The organism is Bacillus sp. 0209A (assembly GCF_036765095.1).
Classification (GTDB): domain Bacteria; phylum Bacillota; class Bacilli; order Bacillales; family Bacillaceae; genus Bacillus; species Bacillus subtilis_G.
On sequence record NZ_JBAIZV010000002.1, the window covers coordinates 428,186 to 443,700 of the forward strand.

Here is a 15,515-nt window from a genome sequence, read left to right on the forward strand (position 1 = left end):
TACGGGGAGCTTTTTATATTAGGTTTGAAATTTGAACAGTGACAGCAGCGGTTTTTTTCTTGTTTTGTTTTTTTCGGAAGCGGCAGCGGTCTCGGGGATCGGCTGGGCGGTGAATTCTTTCATTTGTGAGGTCAGTGATTGCATGTCTGCAAGGATGTCATCAATTTCCCTGCGGTGCTGAAGCAGCTGATAAGATACACCCTCATCCGCTTTTTGCTTCAGCTGGCGTTCCAGTTCCTCGAACCTTGCCAGCAGTTCGTTTTCGTCCTGCTTTTGCAGTAATAGGGTGTTCAGCTTCTGTTCGAGCTGCTCGATTCTTCGTTCTGTGTCGCCATTTGTATTTTGGACAAGGAAGCCTGCGCGCTTTTTAGTGCTTTGAGGCACATGAATATCCTGAATCGCCTTGCCTTCAGAGATTTGTTTCTGTACAGATTTTAGAATCTTCACGTCTTCTGCCGTGAACGAATAGTGCCCGAGCTCATTGCGTTCGGCCGGAAGATTCAGCTGCTTCACCCACCGCTGCACCGTTTTTGCGGAGACGCCGAGTTCACTTGCTACCATATTTGTATTCATGATCCCATACCTCCTTTTTAGCTAGGTATTCGACCATAGAATGCGGTTCCCTTCCTGTTAGACAAAACAAGAAAAGATTCGGCAAAGAAAGTGGGTATCTTCTTTTTTTCTTCAAAAACCGTTATTGTTCATACAGTTCTAAAGGAAGCTGGTCAGGATCAAAAAAGAAGGTGAAACGCTTGCCAGTCAGTGGATCTGTTCTGATGGGCTCTGTTTCGATTCCTTTTTTATGAAGCTCCTGAACCGCTTCATCCAAGCTGCTGACTGTAAAGGCGAGATGGCGCAGGCCTGCCGCTTCAGGCTCGGTTTGGCGTGCGGGTGGATCGGGAAACGAAAACAGCTCAATAGCATACGTGCCGTTAAGTGACAAATCAAGCTTATAGGAGCCCCGCTCTTCTCGATACGTTTCTTGAATGACTTGAAGACCAAGCTTATGTACGTAGAAAGCTTTCGACTTTTCATAATCCGAACATATGATTGCAATATGATGTATGGATTTCAGCATGATGATCCCTCCTCGATTCCCAGTATAGCAGAGGAGGCATTTCCAACTCGGATTGAAATGCTTTTGACTGGGGTTAATCACTATACTATAATGAGAATGTTACGCACAGGAAAACAGAGGTGAAGACCGTGTTAGACCGATTAAAGTCAATCGAAGAACGATACGAAAAATTAAATGAGCTTTTAAGCGATCCAGAAGTAGTCAACGATCCGAAAAAGCTAAGAGAATATTCAAAAGAGCAATCTGATATACAAGAAACAGTTGACGTATATAGACAATACAGAGATGCGTCAGAACAGCTGACTGATGCAAAAGCGATGCTTGAAGAGAAGCTGGACGCTGAAATGCGCGAGATGGTGAAGGAAGAGATTTCTGAACTCCAGAAGGAAACGGAAACACTGTCTGAACGCCTCAAAGTGCTTCTGATCCCGAAAGATCCTAATGATGACAAAAACGTTATTATGGAGATCCGCGGAGCTGCGGGAGGCGAAGAAGCCGCTTTATTCGCGGGCAGCCTGTACAGAATGTATTCCCGTTACGCTGAGCTTCAAGGCTGGAAAACAGAGGTCATGGAAGCGAGTGTAACCGGAACGGGCGGCTACAAAGAGATCATCTTTATGATTACGGGGAGCGGCGCATATTCTAAACTCAAATATGAAAACGGCGCCCATCGCGTACAGCGTGTTCCGGAAACAGAATCAGGCGGCCGTATCCATACATCGACTGCAACAGTAGCGTGTCTTCCTGAGGCGGAAGAGGTAGAGGTTGACATCCATGAGAAGGATATCCGAGTTGATACGTTTGCTTCAAGCGGACCGGGCGGACAAAGCGTGAACACCACAATGTCTGCCGTTCGTCTGACGCACTTGCCGACAGGTGTTGTGGTATCATGCCAGGATGAAAAATCTCAAATCAAGAACAAAGAAAAAGCAATGAAGGTTCTCCGTGCCAGAATCTATGATAAATTTCAGCAGGAAGCCCAGGCTGAATATGATCAAACACGGAAATCAGCAGTTGGATCAGGTGATCGCTCTGAGCGTATCCGCACATACAACTTCCCGCAAAACCGTGTGACGGATCACAGAATCGGCCTGACGATTCAAAAGCTTGATCAGATTCTTGAAGGAAAACTTGACGAAGTGGTTGAAACACTGATCGTTGAAGATCAGGCAAGCAAGCTTCAACAGTCGGAAGGTTAAGATGAAGACGATATTTGAAGCCCTGAAATGGGCTTCTTCTTATTTAACCGAAGCGGGAAGAGAAGAAAACGCTGCCGAGCTTCTTTTGCTTTATGATACCGGAATGGACAGAAGCAAGCTGCTCGCCAGCTTACAGGAACCGATTGGCGAAGACGAACTGTATCGCTTTCAGCGTCACGTTGAGATGCATAAAGAGGGCGTGCCGGTTCAGTACATTATAGGAAAAGAGTTTTTTTACGGGCGGGAATTTATGGTGAATGATGATGTACTGATTCCGCGGCCGGAAACAGAAGAGGTTGTCTATCATTTGCTTGAAAAATATCGGCGTGTCTTTTCGGAAGACGGCCGGGTTGATGTCGTTGACGTCGGTACAGGGAGCGGTGCGATAGCCGTCACGCTTGCGCTTGAAAACAAAAATTTTTCTGTGTCGGCGGTCGATATTTCAAAAGAGGCGCTGCAAGTCGCCTCTGCTAATGCGGAAAAGCTTGGAGCTGATGTGCACTTTTATCAGGGCGATCTGCTAGAGCCTTTTATTATGGCTGGAAAAAAAGCGGATATTATCGTCTCGAATCCTCCTTATATTTCAGAAGAAGAGATGGCTGATCTATCAGAGATTGTCCGTTTTCATGAGCCGCTTCACGCTCTCACTGATGGCGGAGACGGGCTCAAATTTTATAAGCGGTTTATGGAAGACATCCCGCTTGTCATGAAGAATAAAGTGTTTGTCGTTTTTGAAATCGGATGGAATCAGGGAGCGGCGGTCAAAGAACTGATCCTCAAGACGTTTAAGGGTGCGGAAGTGGAAGTGCTGAAAGATATTAATGGAAAAGACAGAACCATATGCGCTGTGATTCATAAAAATATATAAGCAGCTTGCTGGCGAGTTGATGAATCAAGCTGTTTTAACACCAGCAAAGGGGATGTGAAAGATGAAAAAGGCCCTGGCAGCAGGAATCTTGCTCATTGCGATTGAAAGTATGATCGGCACCATTGTTCCGCAGGCACTTCCATTTGAGTCGATTTTTGGCATTGCGTCTCTTATTTTGATTGGGCTCGCGATCATCACATCGGGTTTGGCCGTAAGCGGAAGCGATCAGCGGGCAAACTACCATTCAGAAACGAAAGAAGGCCGTACATCCCGCATGAAAATGGCGGCAGCTTTCTTTGTTGCGGGGATACCCTCTATTCTTTGTTATTTGCTGACGATTTTGTTTTAATGAAAAAGGAAGCCCCCTAGGCTTCCTTTTTTTGCAGTAACACAGAATCCCATATCCAATAGACAAGAGCTGTTAATACAGCGAAAAGATAGAAGGCTTTATTTTGAAACAGGGATTGTCCCGAAGGCTGCAGCAAGCCGAAAATAATCGCGTTGGCAACAATAGACGCGGCAAAGTAATACAGCAGATACAAAGGGTTGAACCGCTTCGGCTTTTTATTCATCATGAACTGAAGCGGAAGTGCGAATATCAAATAAGGAAATAGAAAATAAAATGCCATCGTTACGAGAGCGGCAATGATAAATGAATGAATATAAATCATCGAATAAAGAACCGACATCGTGAATGCTGATAACAGCACTGTATAATTATATTTCATCTTAAACCTCCTAAAACACTATCGTACCATAAATAAGATTAACAGCTTGCTAGATTTTTTTCACCCTGCACGTTTACCCCAGGCTCTCCTTGTCCATAATAGGGCTAGAAACAAAGCACGGAGAGGAACGGTGGGGACCGATGAAAAAAACAGTAATCATTTGTATATATATCTTTCTTTTATTATCCGGTGCGCTTGTAGGGCTGGCAAAAGAAGAGACGGCACAGCAATCAGAAAATCAGCCGGTGGTCATTCCGGACGAGGCGATCCGCCTGAGAATATTGGCAAACAGCGATAGGGATCAGGACCAGCAATTAAAACGGCATATCAGAGACGCGGTCAATAAAGAAATCACGACTTGGGTAGAGGATATTACTTCTATAGAAGAAGCGCGGCGTGTGATTCGCTCAAAGCTGCCCGAAATCAAAGAAATTGCAAAGGAAACAATGGAGAAAGAAGGAGCGAACCAGTCGATTTCCGTTGATTTTGACAAAATCTCATTTCCGACAAAGCTTTATGGCAACATGGTATATCCTGCTGGTGAATATGAAGCGATTCTGATTACGCTTGGAAACGGCGACGGCGCCAATTGGTGGTGTGTGCTGTTCCCGCCGCTCTGTTTTCTCGATTTTTCTAACGGGGAAGCCGTAAAAGAACAAGAAGATAAAGAAGCTTCAAAAAAGCAGACTGAAAAAGTGCTTGAGGACGTAACCGCTAAAGCGGAAAAAGCCACAAAAGAAGAGAAAGAAGAGAAGGAAGACGGCGGCACAGAAGTGAAATTCTTTTTAGTCGAATGGATTTCCGGCCTTTTTTCCTAATCACCTGGTCTAAAAATAGATTTGCCTCATAGATTGGAAGAAAGAATGCAAAAACGGGGTGAACGGATGTTTTATCAACTGCGGGTGGCAAGGGAAAAAGACGGAGACGTGCTCGAGGAATTTTTAAAACAGGCGAAAACCAATCATGAAGGCGTGAAAGAAGGCTTCACCCAGTTTCTGATGCTGGAGGACAGTGAGAAAAACATTGCCGGCTGTCTCGGAATTGAAAAAATAAGCTGTGACCAAGGGCTGCTGCGATCACTTGTGATATCGGACAAGCTTCACCAAGGCCATATTGTGACGCTCTTTCAGAGTATGGAGCTGCTGTGTGAAAAGCATCAGATCAAAACAGTATATTTAATTGCGAATCAGCATTCTTCTGCCGATTTCCTGACGGCTATGGGGTTTGAACCAGCTGAAAGTGTACCTGAAGAGCTGTTTTCTTCCGACCATTTCCGTGAATCCCGGCAAACAGAAGGGGCTGTCTTGATGAAAAAAGCGTCTGGATAAATGTGATTTATACACATACTTATCCACTTCTTCATTAGCGTTGTCCACAATTTGTGGATAACGCTTGTTTTATTACAGGACATCTTTTATACTTTCAAAAGGATTACACGCGTAAAACAATCGTTTTATTGTTGTGAATAAGGAGTTTGGTCAGAAAATGAAAACGAAAAGATGGTTTGTGGACGCAACTGACGAGTTATCCACAAATGATCCACAAATTGCACAAGCAGCCGCTTTGCTCCGGGAAAATGAGGTCGTTGCGTTCCCGACAGAAACGGTATACGGCCTCGGCGCAAATGCGAAAGACACAGATGCTGTCAAAAAAATATATGAAGCAAAAGGGCGTCCAAGTGATAATCCCCTGATTGTCCACATTGCGGACATCAGCCAGCTAGACGATTTAACAGGACCGGCGCCAGAAAAGGCGAAAACACTGATGAACCGGTTTTGGCCGGGGGCACTTACGCTCATCCTGCCTTGCAAACCTAGTGCGCTCTCACCTCGTGTAACGGCAGGGCTTGAAACGGTTGCCATTAGGATGCCGGATCATCCGCTTGCCCTTGCATTGATTCGCGCGTCGGGGTTGCCGATTGCGGCACCGAGCGCCAATCTGTCAGGTAAGCCAAGTCCGACAAAGGCCGAGCATGTGGCTCACGACTTGGATGGCCGCATAGCTGGAATGATGGACGGAGGCCCTACCGGGATTGGGGTCGAATCGACCGTCCTTTCATGTGAGGGAGACATCCCCGTTCTCCTGCGCCCGGGCGGCATTACGAAAGAACAAATTGAAGCGGAGATTGGACCGATCCTTGTGGATAAAGGGCTCAGTGATCAAAATGAGAAGCCGATTTCTCCAGGGATGAAATATACACATTATGCGCCGACAGCGCCGCTTGCCATTTGCGAAGGCAGCCCTGAGCGCATTCAGCACCTCATTCAAGAATATCAACAGGACGGAAGACGAGTCGGTGTCCTGACGACAGAAGAAAATGCGGACGTGTATTCCGCTGATTACGTGAAGAGCTGCGGCAGACGGGCTCAGCTTGAGACTGTTGCGGCAGGGCTGTATGATGCTTTACGCAGCTTTGATGAGAAGAAGGTGGATTTTATTATCGCGGAATCCTTTCCGGACACGGGCGTCGGACTCGCCATTATGAACAGGCTGATGAAAGCCGCTGGAGGAAAAGTGATTCGCTGAACGCAGTCAGATGTTCTAACCCTTTTTGGACACGCATAGGCTAAAAAAGCGGGGCGTGTCCAAGGGGGTTATTCATGTATGTCGGATTTGTTTATAGGCGAACTGATTACATTAAGCATCATGGCGTTTGCTTTAGGGATGGATGCTTTTTCTGTCGGTCTCGGAATGGGCATGATCAAACTCACAAAAAAGCAGATATTCTATATTGGTTTCATCATCGGCCTCTTTCACGTCATCATGCCTCTCGGAGGGATGGCGGCCGGTAACATGCTGTCAGGGCTCCTCGGCGTGTTAGCGGTTTATATCGGGGGGGCGCTGCTTTTTGTTCTTGGTGTTCAAATGCTTATGTCTTCTTTTAAACAGTCAGAAGAACGACTCATGTCGCCGGCAGGACCGGGCTTATTGCTGTTTGCCGTCGGCGTCAGCCTTGACAGCTTCTCCGTCGGCTTGAGCTTGGGGATATACGGCTCGCATCCGCTCCTCACCATTACCCTGTTCGGGCTGTTCAGCATGATGTTGACATGGCTGGGCCTGCTGATCGGAAAACAAGTACAGTCGTGGCTTGGCACATACAGTGAAGCGCTCGGGGGCATCATATTAATCGCATTCGGTCTAAAGCTGCTTTTGCCAATTTAATATACCAATAAAAGAAACGAAGTCGCCGTTTCTTTTTTCTTCATATATAATAGAGAAAATAAGGGGTGACTGACATGAACATTATTTTTGTCTGTACTGGAAATACGTGCCGCAGCCCCATGGCTGAGGCGCTTTTTAAATCAATTGCAGAAACGGAAGGGCTGAATGTCAGTGTCCGCTCGGCAGGTGTGTTTGCTTCGCCTAATGGGAGAGCGACGCCTCATGCTGTCGAAGCGCTGTTTGAAAAACACATTGCCCTTAATCATTTGTCTTCTCCATTGACTGAAGAACATATGATATCGGCTGATTTGGTTCTGGCTATGACCCAGCAGCACAAACAGATCATTGCCAGCCAATTCGGACGTTATCGTGATAAAGTGTTTACGCTAAAAGAATATGTCACAGACAGCCGCGGGGATGTCATCGATCCGTTCGGCGGCACAATTGATATCTATAAACAAACGAGAGATGAGCTTGAAGAGCTTCTTCAGCAGCTGGCAAAACAACTGAAAAAAGACGGCAGGTAAGTTGTCAGAAAATCTGCAAACAGGTCATTTGCAAATCCTTCGTGAAGGAGTAGAATATAGTGAAAAGCACATCATATGGTGTGAATCTAAGAGCGGACAGGCTGCGCGGTCAACAAAGCGGGCGGGCGCCGCATCACACACACTGGGAGGAAAAGCTGATGAAAGTAGCCATAGCATCGGATCATGGCGGCGTTCACATTCGAAATGAAATCAAAGAGTTAATGGACGAATTGCAAATTGAATATATTGATATGGGCTGTGACTGCGGAAGCGGATCTGTCGATTATCCGGATTATGCTTTCCCGGTGGCCGAAAAAGTGGTTAGCGGCGAAGTTGACAGAGGCATTTTAATTTGCGGGACAGGCATCGGTATGAGTATTTCCGCTAATAAGGTCAAAGGCATTCGCTGCGCGCTGGCGCACGATACATTCAGCGCACAGGCAACGAGAGAGCATAATGACACAAACATCCTCGCGATGGGTGAACGGGTCATCGGCCCCGGTTTGGCGCGTGAAATCGCGAAAATCTGGCTGACCACTGAGTTTACCGGCGGAAGACATCAAACCCGTATTGGAAAAATCTCAGATTATGAAGGGAAAAACCTGTAGGGGTGCTGTTCAATGAATGAGATCAAGCAAACGTGGAATACGATGTTGTCTGAGTTTCAGGAACAAGCGGGATTGAAACAGGATCAGTTCTTTGTTCTTGGATGCAGCACGAGCGAAGTGGCCGGCAGCCGGATCGGAACATCGGGCAGTACAGACATCGCCGAAAGCATCTACAGCGGACTTGCCGAGCTTAAGGGAAAAACGGGAATCCATCTCGCGTTTCAATGCTGTGAGCATTTGAACAGAGCGCTTGTCGTCGAGGAAGAAACGGCCCGGCTGTTCAGGCTTCCAACTGTTTCTGCCGTACCCGTTTCAAAAGCGGGCGGGGCGATGGCTGCTTATGCGTTTAAGCAGATGAAGTCTCCTGTTCTTGTCGAAACCATTCAGGCTGATGCCGGAATAGACATCGGTGATACGTTTATCGGCATGCATCTGAAGCCGGTAGCTGTACCTGTGCGTGTGTCTCAAAACAGTCTCGGGGCAGCACATGTGACATTAGCGCATACGCGGCCGAAACTGATCGGCGGAGTGCGGGCGGTTTATGAGTGTGAATGAAAGGACTGCGTGGCCAGTCTTTTCTTTTATTTTTAAGACAGTAAAATAAATCCCGAACTTTAATTTAAATTTAAGTTATCAATATTCGTTTTTACCAATAAAAATTTTGATTTTTTAAAAATAATCTTTTACATCGGCCTAAAAAACCATGTACAATAGTGATGGTAAAAACAAAGAACAGGATACGGATAGGAGAGGATCTCGCTGATGAAACATTTACCTGCGCAAGACGAACACGTGTTTAACGCTATTAAAAATGAGCGTGAACGCCAACAGACTAAGATCGAATTGATTGCTTCTGAGAACTTTGTAAGTGAAGCGGTTATGGAAGCACAAGGATCTGTTTTGACAAATAAATACGCTGAAGGATATCCGGGCAAACGCTACTACGGCGGATGTGAGCACGTCGATGTCGTTGAAGATATCGCTCGTGACCGCGCGAAGGAGATCTTTGGAGCGGAGCATGTAAACGTTCAGCCACATTCAGGCGCACAAGCAAACATGGCAGTGTACTTCACGATTTTGGAGCAAGGCGATACTGTACTTGGGATGAACCTCTCCCACGGCGGCCATTTAACACACGGAAGTCCAGTCAACTTCAGCGGTGTTCAATATAACTTTGTTGAGTACGGCGTAGATAAAGAAACTCAATATATTGATTACGATGACGTGCGTGAAAAAGCCCTTGCTCATAAGCCGAAGCTTATCGTAGCAGGAGCAAGTGCGTATCCTCGTACAATCGACTTTAAGAAATTCCGTGAAATTGCTGATGAAGTCAGCGCTTACTTCATGGTGGATATGGCGCATATCGCAGGACTTGTTGCGGCAGGCCTTCATCCAAACCCGGTTCCTTACGCTGATTTCGTGACAACAACAACACATAAAACACTTCGCGGACCTCGCGGCGGTATGATCCTTTGCCGTGAAGAGTTCGGCAAGAAAATTGATAAATCGATCTTCCCTGGAATTCAAGGCGGCCCGCTGATGCACGTTATTGCCGCAAAAGCTGTTTCATTCGGCGAAGTATTGCAGGACGATTTCAAAACATATGCACAAAACGTCATTTCAAATGCAAAACGTCTGGCTGAAGCGTTAACGAAAGAGGGCATCCAGCTCGTTTCCGGCGGAACTGACAACCACCTGATCCTTGTTGACCTTCGTTCTCTCGGACTGACAGGTAAGGTTGCGGAGCACGTGCTTGATGAAATCGGTATTACGTCTAACAAAAACGCGATTCCATACGATCCGGAAAAACCTTTCGTGACAAGCGGTATCCGTCTTGGTACAGCTGCTGTGACAAGCCGCGGTTTTGACGGAGATGCATTGGATGAAGTCGGTTCCATCATTGCGCTTGCATTGAAGAACCACGAAGATGAAGGAAAACTTGAAGAAGCAAGACAGCGTATAGCTGCTCTGACTGATCAATTTCCTTTATATAAAGAATTAGATTACTAAGATCCTAAAAATCCGCTCGGCTTATGGCCGGCGGGTTTTTTGACGATGTTCTTGAAACTCAATGTCTTTTTTTGTAGAATCAATAGAAGTGTGTAATTGTTGATGGGACAATAAAAAAGGAGCTGAAACACAGTATGGGAAAGGTTTATGTATTTGATCATCCTTTAATTCAGCATAAGCTGACATATATACGGAATGAAAATACAGGTACGAAAGATTTTAGAGAGCTTGTAGACGAAGTAGCCACTCTTATGGCGTTTGAAATTACCCGCGATCTTCCTTTAGAAGAAGTGGATATCAATACACCGGTTCAGGCTGCGAAATCGAAAGTCATCTCAGGAAAAAAACTTGGAGTGGTTCCTATCCTCAGAGCGGGATTGGGAATGGTTGACGGCATTTTAAAGCTGATTCCTGCAGCGAAAGTGGGACATGTCGGCCTGTACCGTGATCCTGAAACCTTAAAACCCGTGGAATACTATGTCAAGCTTCCTTCTGACGTGGAAGAGCGTGAATTCATCGTGGTTGACCCGATGCTGGCTACAGGCGGCTCTGCTGTAGAAGCGATTCACAGCCTCAAAAAACGCGGTGCGAAAAATATCCGTTTCATGTGCCTTGTAGCGGCGCCGGAGGGTGTGGAAGAATTGCAGAAGCATCATGCGGACGTGGATATTTACATCGCGGCGCTTGATGAAAAATTAAATGAAAAAGGTTATATCGTTCCAGGTCTCGGAGACGCGGGAGACCGTATGTTTGGAACAAAATAAAAGGAATCCCGAAAGGGGTTTCCTTTTTTTATCCAGTTATTTGCTATTCGGTCAATTTGTATACAATTATAGGTGAAAATGTGAACATTCTGTGGAGGCTCACAGTATAAAAAGTTTTTTAACTTTAAACAGATTGACACTTGTTAGGGGCTATTGTATGCTAAACGAGGGTATTATGAGAAGGTTTTCATAGCTTTCATTATAGTCCTCATCCTCAATATAAATCCTCTCAGTAAACCCGTATTATGAGGATTTATTTAAGCGAATGAAACAGCATCCTTGCAAGGCTTGCGGATGAATGATTTTTTCGAACAGGCCCGTTTTGTCGGTCAAAAAAGGTCTTCTACTAGGGTTAACCGCTGATTTTGCCGTATCTAAGAAATACATTATTTTTTCATCAGGAGACAGATAGTTGATGGACGATCCCAAGCTTACATTTAGCAGACAACGAAAATATCTATTATGCATTTTGGCAGTGTATGTACTGGGTTATGGTTTAACAGCGTATAAAACCGTTTTTTTAGGCCTTATTCTGGGAACTGTTTTCAGTTTGTTTAATTTGTTACTGCTCATCAGAAGAATGAACGCTTTTGACAGAGCTGTTGAGAAAGGAAAGTCCATACGATCTCTGGGGAGCGCAGCGCGGTGGTGCAATGCGATTCTTGCTGTGGCTGTCGCCTATAAATATCCCGAGCATTTTCATATGGCAAGTACAATTATTGGATTAATGACAATATATCCTGTCATTATGATAGATTCTATTATCCAGCTTAAACGTTCATCAATGGAAGAGAGGTGAAAACCCTTTGAATCATGAATACAGAACTATTGAATTTCTAGGTCTTACTTTTAATCTGACAAACATTCTGATGATTACTGTGGCGAGTGTGATTGTTTTATTGATTGCGATATTAACGACAAGAACGCTTTCGATTCGTCCCGGAAAAGCCCAGAATTTTATGGAATGGGTTGTGGATTTCGTCCGCAATATTATCGGCAGTACAATGGATTTGAAAACAGGGGCTAACTTCTTGGCACTTGGTGTCACATTGCTGATGTACATATTTGTGTCGAATATGCTGGGGCTGCCGTTCTCTATTACAATCGGACATGAGCTCTGGTGGAAATCTCCGACAGCCGACCCTGCCATTACATTAACGCTAGCCGTGATGGTTGTCGCTTTAACCCACTACTATGGTGTGAAGATGAAAGGGCTCAAGGAATATTCCAAAGACTTTTTAAGACCTGTTCCACTCATGTTCCCGATGAAAATTATCGAAGAGTTTGCGAATACGCTGACTCTCGGATTGCGGCTTTATGGTAACATCTTCGCCGGTGAGATTCTTCTCGGCCTGCTTGCGGGTTTAGCGACAAGCCATTATTCGCAAAGCGTGGCTCTCGGTCTTGTCGGTACAATCGGCGCTATTCTGCCGATGCTGGCATGGCAAGCATTCAGTTTATTTATAGGTGCCATCCAAGCGTTTATCTTTACAATGCTCACGATGGTGTACATGTCTCATAAAATCAGTCATGATCATTAAAACATTATATCCAAACGGATAACATTTAAAAGGAGGAACTTTTTCATGAATTTAATAGCAGCTGCAATTGCAATTGGTTTAGGCGCACTTGGTGCAGGTATTGGTAACGGTTTGATTGTTTCACGTACGGTAGAGGGGATTGCCCGTCAGCCGGAAGCAGGTAAAGAACTTAGAACTCTTATGTTCATGGGTATCGCATTAGTTGAAGCCCTTCCAATTATCGCTGTCGTTATCGCATTCTTAGCGTTCTTTGGCTAAGCATAAAAGCCTTATATGAACTAAAAATGGCGAAGATCATTCCAAGAGAACCTTCGCCATTGCTTTATGTCTGATAAGCATCCCGCCTTGCCGGCTGAAAAGAGACAAGTGCGGCTGCTGGATCAGCAAAGAAAAACCTGCAGAAGGGAGTTGCCGTAGTAGATGTCTCAATTACCACTTGAACTAGGATTGTCGTTTAACGGCGGAGATATTCTGTTCCAACTGTTAGCTATGTTAATCTTATTAGCGCTTCTGAAGAAATACGCTTTAGGGCCGCTATTAAACATAATGAAACAGCGTGAAGACCACATCGCTGGAGAAATTACGTCTGCTGAAGAAAAAAATAAAGAAGCGCAGCAGCTGATTGAAGAGCAGCGCGTTCTTTTAAAAGAAGCAAGACAGGAATCCCAAACTCTTATCGAAAACGCAAAGAAACTGGGAGATAAGCAAAAAGAAGAGATTATTCAGGCTGCACGTGCAGAATCTGAACGTCTGAAAGAAGCAGCAAGAACTGAAATTGTGAAGGAGAAAGAACAGGCGGTTTCTGCTCTCCGTGAGCAAGTAGCGTCTCTATCTGTCATGATTGCGTCGAAAGTGATCGAAAAAGAACTGGATGAACAGGCTCAAGAGAAATTGATTCAGGACTATCTTAAAGAGGTAGGAGAAAGCCGATGAGTGGATCAGCTGTCTCTAAACGATATGCGTCAGCTCTTTTTGATATTGCCAATGAGTCCGCTCAGCTGAATCAAGTAGAAGAAGAGCTAATCGTTGTAAAAGAAGTATTCCAAAATGAAAAAGCGCTTAATGATGTGTTAAACCATCCGAAGGTGCCGGCTGCGAAGAAAAAAGAGTTGATTCAAAATGTATTTGGCTCTTTGTCACAGACCGTGCTCAATACGATTTTTCTTTTGATTGACCGCCATCGGGCAGCGATTGTGCCTGATCTCACAGATGAGTTTATCAAACTCGCAAATGAGGCCCGTCAAACAGAAGACGCAATCGTATATTCAGTGAAACCGCTGACGGATACGGAAATTTCATCATTATCACAAGTGTTTGCACAAAAAGCCGGAGTCGCTTCACTGAGAATCAAAAATGAAGTGCAGACGGATTTAATAGGCGGCATTAAAGTCCGCATTGGAAACCGGATTTTTGACGGCAGCGTAAGCGGAAAGCTTCAGCGCATTGAACGTCAACTAGCCGGGGAAAATCGATAGAAGGGGTGAAACCTAAGTGAGCATCAAAGCTGAAGAGATTAGCACGCTGATAAAACAGCAAATACAAAATTATCAATCTGATATTGAAGTTCAAGACGTAGGTACAGTCATCCAAGTCGGTGACGGTATTGCGCGTGTGCACGGTCTTGACAACTGTATGGCCGGTGAACTTGTCGAATTTTCAAACGGCGTTCTGGGTATGGCCCAAAACCTTGAGGAATCAAACGTAGGTATCGTTATCTTAGGGCCTTTCAGTGAGATCCGTGAGGGAGACGAAGTAAAAAGAACAGGCCGCATCATGGAGGTTCCTGTCGGTGAGGAACTAATCGGCCGTATTGTGAACCCATTAGGTCAGCCGGTAGACGGACTTGGCCCGATCCTCACAAGCAAAACACGTCCGATCGAAAGCCCTGCACCAGGCGTTATGGACCGTAAATCCGTTCATGAACCGCTTCAAACGGGTATTAAAGCGATCGACGCACTGATCCCAATCGGCCGCGGCCAGCGTGAGCTGATCATCGGTGACCGTCAAACAGGTAAAACTTCTGTTGCGATCGACTCGATCCTGAACCAAAAAGACCAAGACATGATCTGCGTATACGTTGCGATCGGTCAAAAAGAATCAACAGTCCGCGGCGTAGTAGAAACATTGCGTAAGCACGGCGCGCTTGATTATACAATCGTTGTAACGGCGTCTGCGTCACAGCCGGCACCGCTTCTGTACCTGGCTCCGTATGCAGGGGTTACAATGGCAGAAGAATTTATGTACAACGGCAAGCACGTTCTTGTTGTATACGATGATCTTTCTAAACAAGCGGCTGCTTACCGTGAGCTGTCCTTGCTTCTACGCCGTCCGCCGGGCCGTGAAGCGTTCCCTGGGGATGTATTCTACCTTCATTCCCGCCTGCTTGAGCGTGCAGCAAAGCTTAGCGACGCGAAAGGCGCAGGATCAATTACAGCTCTGCCGTTCGTAGAAACACAAGCCGGAGATATCTCTGCCTATATTCCGACGAACGTTATCTCTATCACCGACGGACAAATCTTCCTGCAATCTGATTTGTTCTTCTCAGGCGTACGTCCAGCGATCAACGCCGGATTGTCTGTATCCCGTGTCGGCGGTTCAGCGCAAATCAAAGCGATGAAAAAAGTATCAGGAACGTTGCGTCTTGACCTTGCGTCATACCGTGAACTGGAAGCATTCGCTCAATTCGGATCTGACCTCGACCAAGCGACTCAGGCGAAACTGAACCGCGGTGCGCGTACAGTTGAAGTGCTGAAGCAGGACCTGAACAAGCCGCTTCCGGTTGAAAAGCAAGTAGCCATTCTTTATGCGCTGACAAAAGGACATCTTGATGATATTCCTGTAGCGGACATCAGACGTTTTGAAGAAGAGTACTACATGTACCTTGACCAAAACCATAAAGAACTGCTTGATGGAATTGCGAAAACAGGAAACCTTCCTGCTGATGAAGACTTCAAAGCTGCAATCGAAGGCTTCAAACGCACATTTGCACCAAGCAACTAACTCGAATGCTGATGAGAGAAAAAGGTTCTC

At 45.6% G+C, this 15,515-nt stretch carries 21 protein-coding genes; 18 read left to right on the forward strand and 3 right to left on the reverse strand.

What is annotated here, in order from left to right:
• Window positions 1-18: 18 nt before the first annotated feature.
• The gene (gene racA / locus V6D44_RS07365) at window positions 19-573 is read right to left on the reverse strand and encodes a chromosome-anchoring protein RacA (protein ID WP_253268630.1); all 555 of its coding nucleotides are present in this window, start codon (window positions 571-573) and stop codon (window positions 19-21) included.
• Window positions 574-694: 121 nt separating this feature from the next.
• Entirely contained in the window at window positions 695-1,081 is a 387-nt protein-coding gene (gene gloA2 / locus V6D44_RS07370) for an SMU1112c/YaeR family gloxylase I-like metalloprotein (protein ID WP_333516480.1), read from the reverse strand.
• A 125-nt stretch (window positions 1,082-1,206) separates the two neighbouring features.
• Here gloA2 and prfA point away from each other — a divergent pair, with 125 nt between their 5' ends.
• The 3 genes from prfA (at window position 1,207) to V6D44_RS07385 (ending at window position 3,494) form a co-directional block, all read left to right on the forward strand.
• Window positions 1,207-2,277: a peptide chain release factor 1 gene (gene prfA, locus V6D44_RS07375; RefSeq protein WP_087992708.1), complete on the forward strand. Its 1,071-nt coding sequence runs from the start codon at window positions 1,207-1,209 to the stop codon at window positions 2,275-2,277.
• A 1-nt stretch (window position 2,278) separates the two neighbouring features.
• Window positions 2,279-3,145 carry a peptide chain release factor N(5)-glutamine methyltransferase gene (prmC, locus tag V6D44_RS07380; protein ID WP_087992707.1) on the forward strand — a complete coding sequence of 289 codons (867 nt, stop codon included), beginning with the start codon at window positions 2,279-2,281 and terminating at the stop codon, window positions 3,143-3,145.
• 61 nt (window positions 3,146-3,206) lie between these two features.
• Window positions 3,207-3,494: a DUF5316 family protein gene (locus V6D44_RS07385; protein WP_087992706.1), complete on the forward strand. Its 288-nt coding sequence runs from the start codon at window positions 3,207-3,209 to the stop codon at window positions 3,492-3,494.
• Window positions 3,495-3,510: 16 nt separating this feature from the next.
• Here V6D44_RS07385 and V6D44_RS07390 read toward each other — a convergent pair whose 3' ends face one another.
• Window positions 3,511-3,873 (reverse strand): UPF0715 family protein, encoded by a 363-nt coding sequence (locus tag V6D44_RS07390; protein ID WP_087992705.1) that lies wholly within the window; start codon window positions 3,871-3,873, stop codon window positions 3,511-3,513.
• A 140-nt stretch (window positions 3,874-4,013) separates the two neighbouring features.
• Between V6D44_RS07390 and spoIIR the strand changes: the two genes are divergently transcribed.
• The 15 genes from spoIIR (at window position 4,014) to atpA (ending at window position 15,485) form a co-directional block, all read left to right on the forward strand.
• Window positions 4,014-4,691: a stage II sporulation protein R gene (gene spoIIR, locus V6D44_RS07395; protein WP_087992704.1), complete on the forward strand. Its 678-nt coding sequence runs from the start codon at window positions 4,014-4,016 to the stop codon at window positions 4,689-4,691.
• A 66-nt stretch (window positions 4,692-4,757) separates the two neighbouring features.
• Window positions 4,758-5,201: a GNAT family N-acetyltransferase gene (locus V6D44_RS07400; protein WP_333516481.1), complete on the forward strand. Its 444-nt coding sequence runs from the start codon at window positions 4,758-4,760 to the stop codon at window positions 5,199-5,201.
• Between the two features lie 157 nt (window positions 5,202-5,358).
• The gene (locus V6D44_RS07405; RefSeq protein WP_087992703.1) at window positions 5,359-6,399 is read left to right on the forward strand and encodes an L-threonylcarbamoyladenylate synthase; all 1,041 of its coding nucleotides are present in this window, start codon (window positions 5,359-5,361) and stop codon (window positions 6,397-6,399) included.
• A 78-nt stretch (window positions 6,400-6,477) separates the two neighbouring features.
• Window positions 6,478-7,035, forward strand: a complete 558-nt coding sequence (locus tag V6D44_RS07410; protein ID WP_202327923.1) for a manganese efflux pump MntP — start codon at window positions 6,478-6,480, stop codon at window positions 7,033-7,035.
• A 74-nt stretch (window positions 7,036-7,109) separates the two neighbouring features.
• On the forward strand, window positions 7,110-7,562 hold the full coding sequence (locus V6D44_RS07415; protein WP_087992701.1) for a low molecular weight protein arginine phosphatase: 453 nt from the start codon (window positions 7,110-7,112) through the stop codon (window positions 7,560-7,562).
• A gap of 158 nt (window positions 7,563-7,720) precedes the next feature.
• The gene (rpiB, locus tag V6D44_RS07420) at window positions 7,721-8,170 is read left to right on the forward strand and encodes a ribose 5-phosphate isomerase B (protein ID WP_087992700.1); all 450 of its coding nucleotides are present in this window, start codon (window positions 7,721-7,723) and stop codon (window positions 8,168-8,170) included.
• Between the two features lie 12 nt (window positions 8,171-8,182).
• Complete coding sequence (locus tag V6D44_RS07425) at window positions 8,183-8,725, forward strand: TIGR01440 family protein (protein ID WP_333516388.1); 543 nt, start codon at window positions 8,183-8,185, stop codon at window positions 8,723-8,725.
• A gap of 207 nt (window positions 8,726-8,932) precedes the next feature.
• Window positions 8,933-10,180, forward strand: a complete 1,248-nt coding sequence (gene glyA / locus V6D44_RS07430; RefSeq protein ID WP_333516389.1) for a serine hydroxymethyltransferase — start codon at window positions 8,933-8,935, stop codon at window positions 10,178-10,180.
• A 134-nt stretch (window positions 10,181-10,314) separates the two neighbouring features.
• Entirely contained in the window at window positions 10,315-10,944 is a 630-nt protein-coding gene (gene upp / locus V6D44_RS07435) for a uracil phosphoribosyltransferase (RefSeq protein WP_087992697.1), read from the forward strand.
• A gap of 415 nt (window positions 10,945-11,359) precedes the next feature.
• A complete protein-coding gene (gene atpI, locus V6D44_RS07440; RefSeq protein ID WP_148962516.1) occupies window positions 11,360-11,743 on the forward strand; it encodes an ATP synthase subunit I in 384 nt (127 codons plus the stop codon).
• A 7-nt stretch (window positions 11,744-11,750) separates the two neighbouring features.
• A complete protein-coding gene (gene atpB, locus V6D44_RS07445) occupies window positions 11,751-12,485 on the forward strand; it encodes a F0F1 ATP synthase subunit A (protein WP_333516390.1) in 735 nt (244 codons plus the stop codon).
• 45 nt (window positions 12,486-12,530) lie between these two features.
• Window positions 12,531-12,743: a F0F1 ATP synthase subunit C gene (atpE, locus tag V6D44_RS07450; RefSeq protein WP_003151167.1), complete on the forward strand. Its 213-nt coding sequence runs from the start codon at window positions 12,531-12,533 to the stop codon at window positions 12,741-12,743.
• 162 nt (window positions 12,744-12,905) lie between these two features.
• Window positions 12,906-13,418, forward strand: a complete 513-nt coding sequence (atpF, locus tag V6D44_RS07455) for a F0F1 ATP synthase subunit B (protein ID WP_003221894.1) — start codon at window positions 12,906-12,908, stop codon at window positions 13,416-13,418.
• A complete protein-coding gene (locus V6D44_RS07460) occupies window positions 13,415-13,960 on the forward strand; it encodes a F0F1 ATP synthase subunit delta (RefSeq protein WP_087992695.1) in 546 nt (181 codons plus the stop codon). The genes atpF and V6D44_RS07460 overlap by 4 nt, the downstream gene beginning before the upstream one ends.
• A 16-nt stretch (window positions 13,961-13,976) precedes the next feature.
• A complete protein-coding gene (gene atpA / locus V6D44_RS07465) occupies window positions 13,977-15,485 on the forward strand; it encodes a F0F1 ATP synthase subunit alpha (RefSeq protein ID WP_010328920.1) in 1,509 nt (502 codons plus the stop codon).
• The last annotated feature ends 30 nt before the right edge of the window (window positions 15,486-15,515 follow it).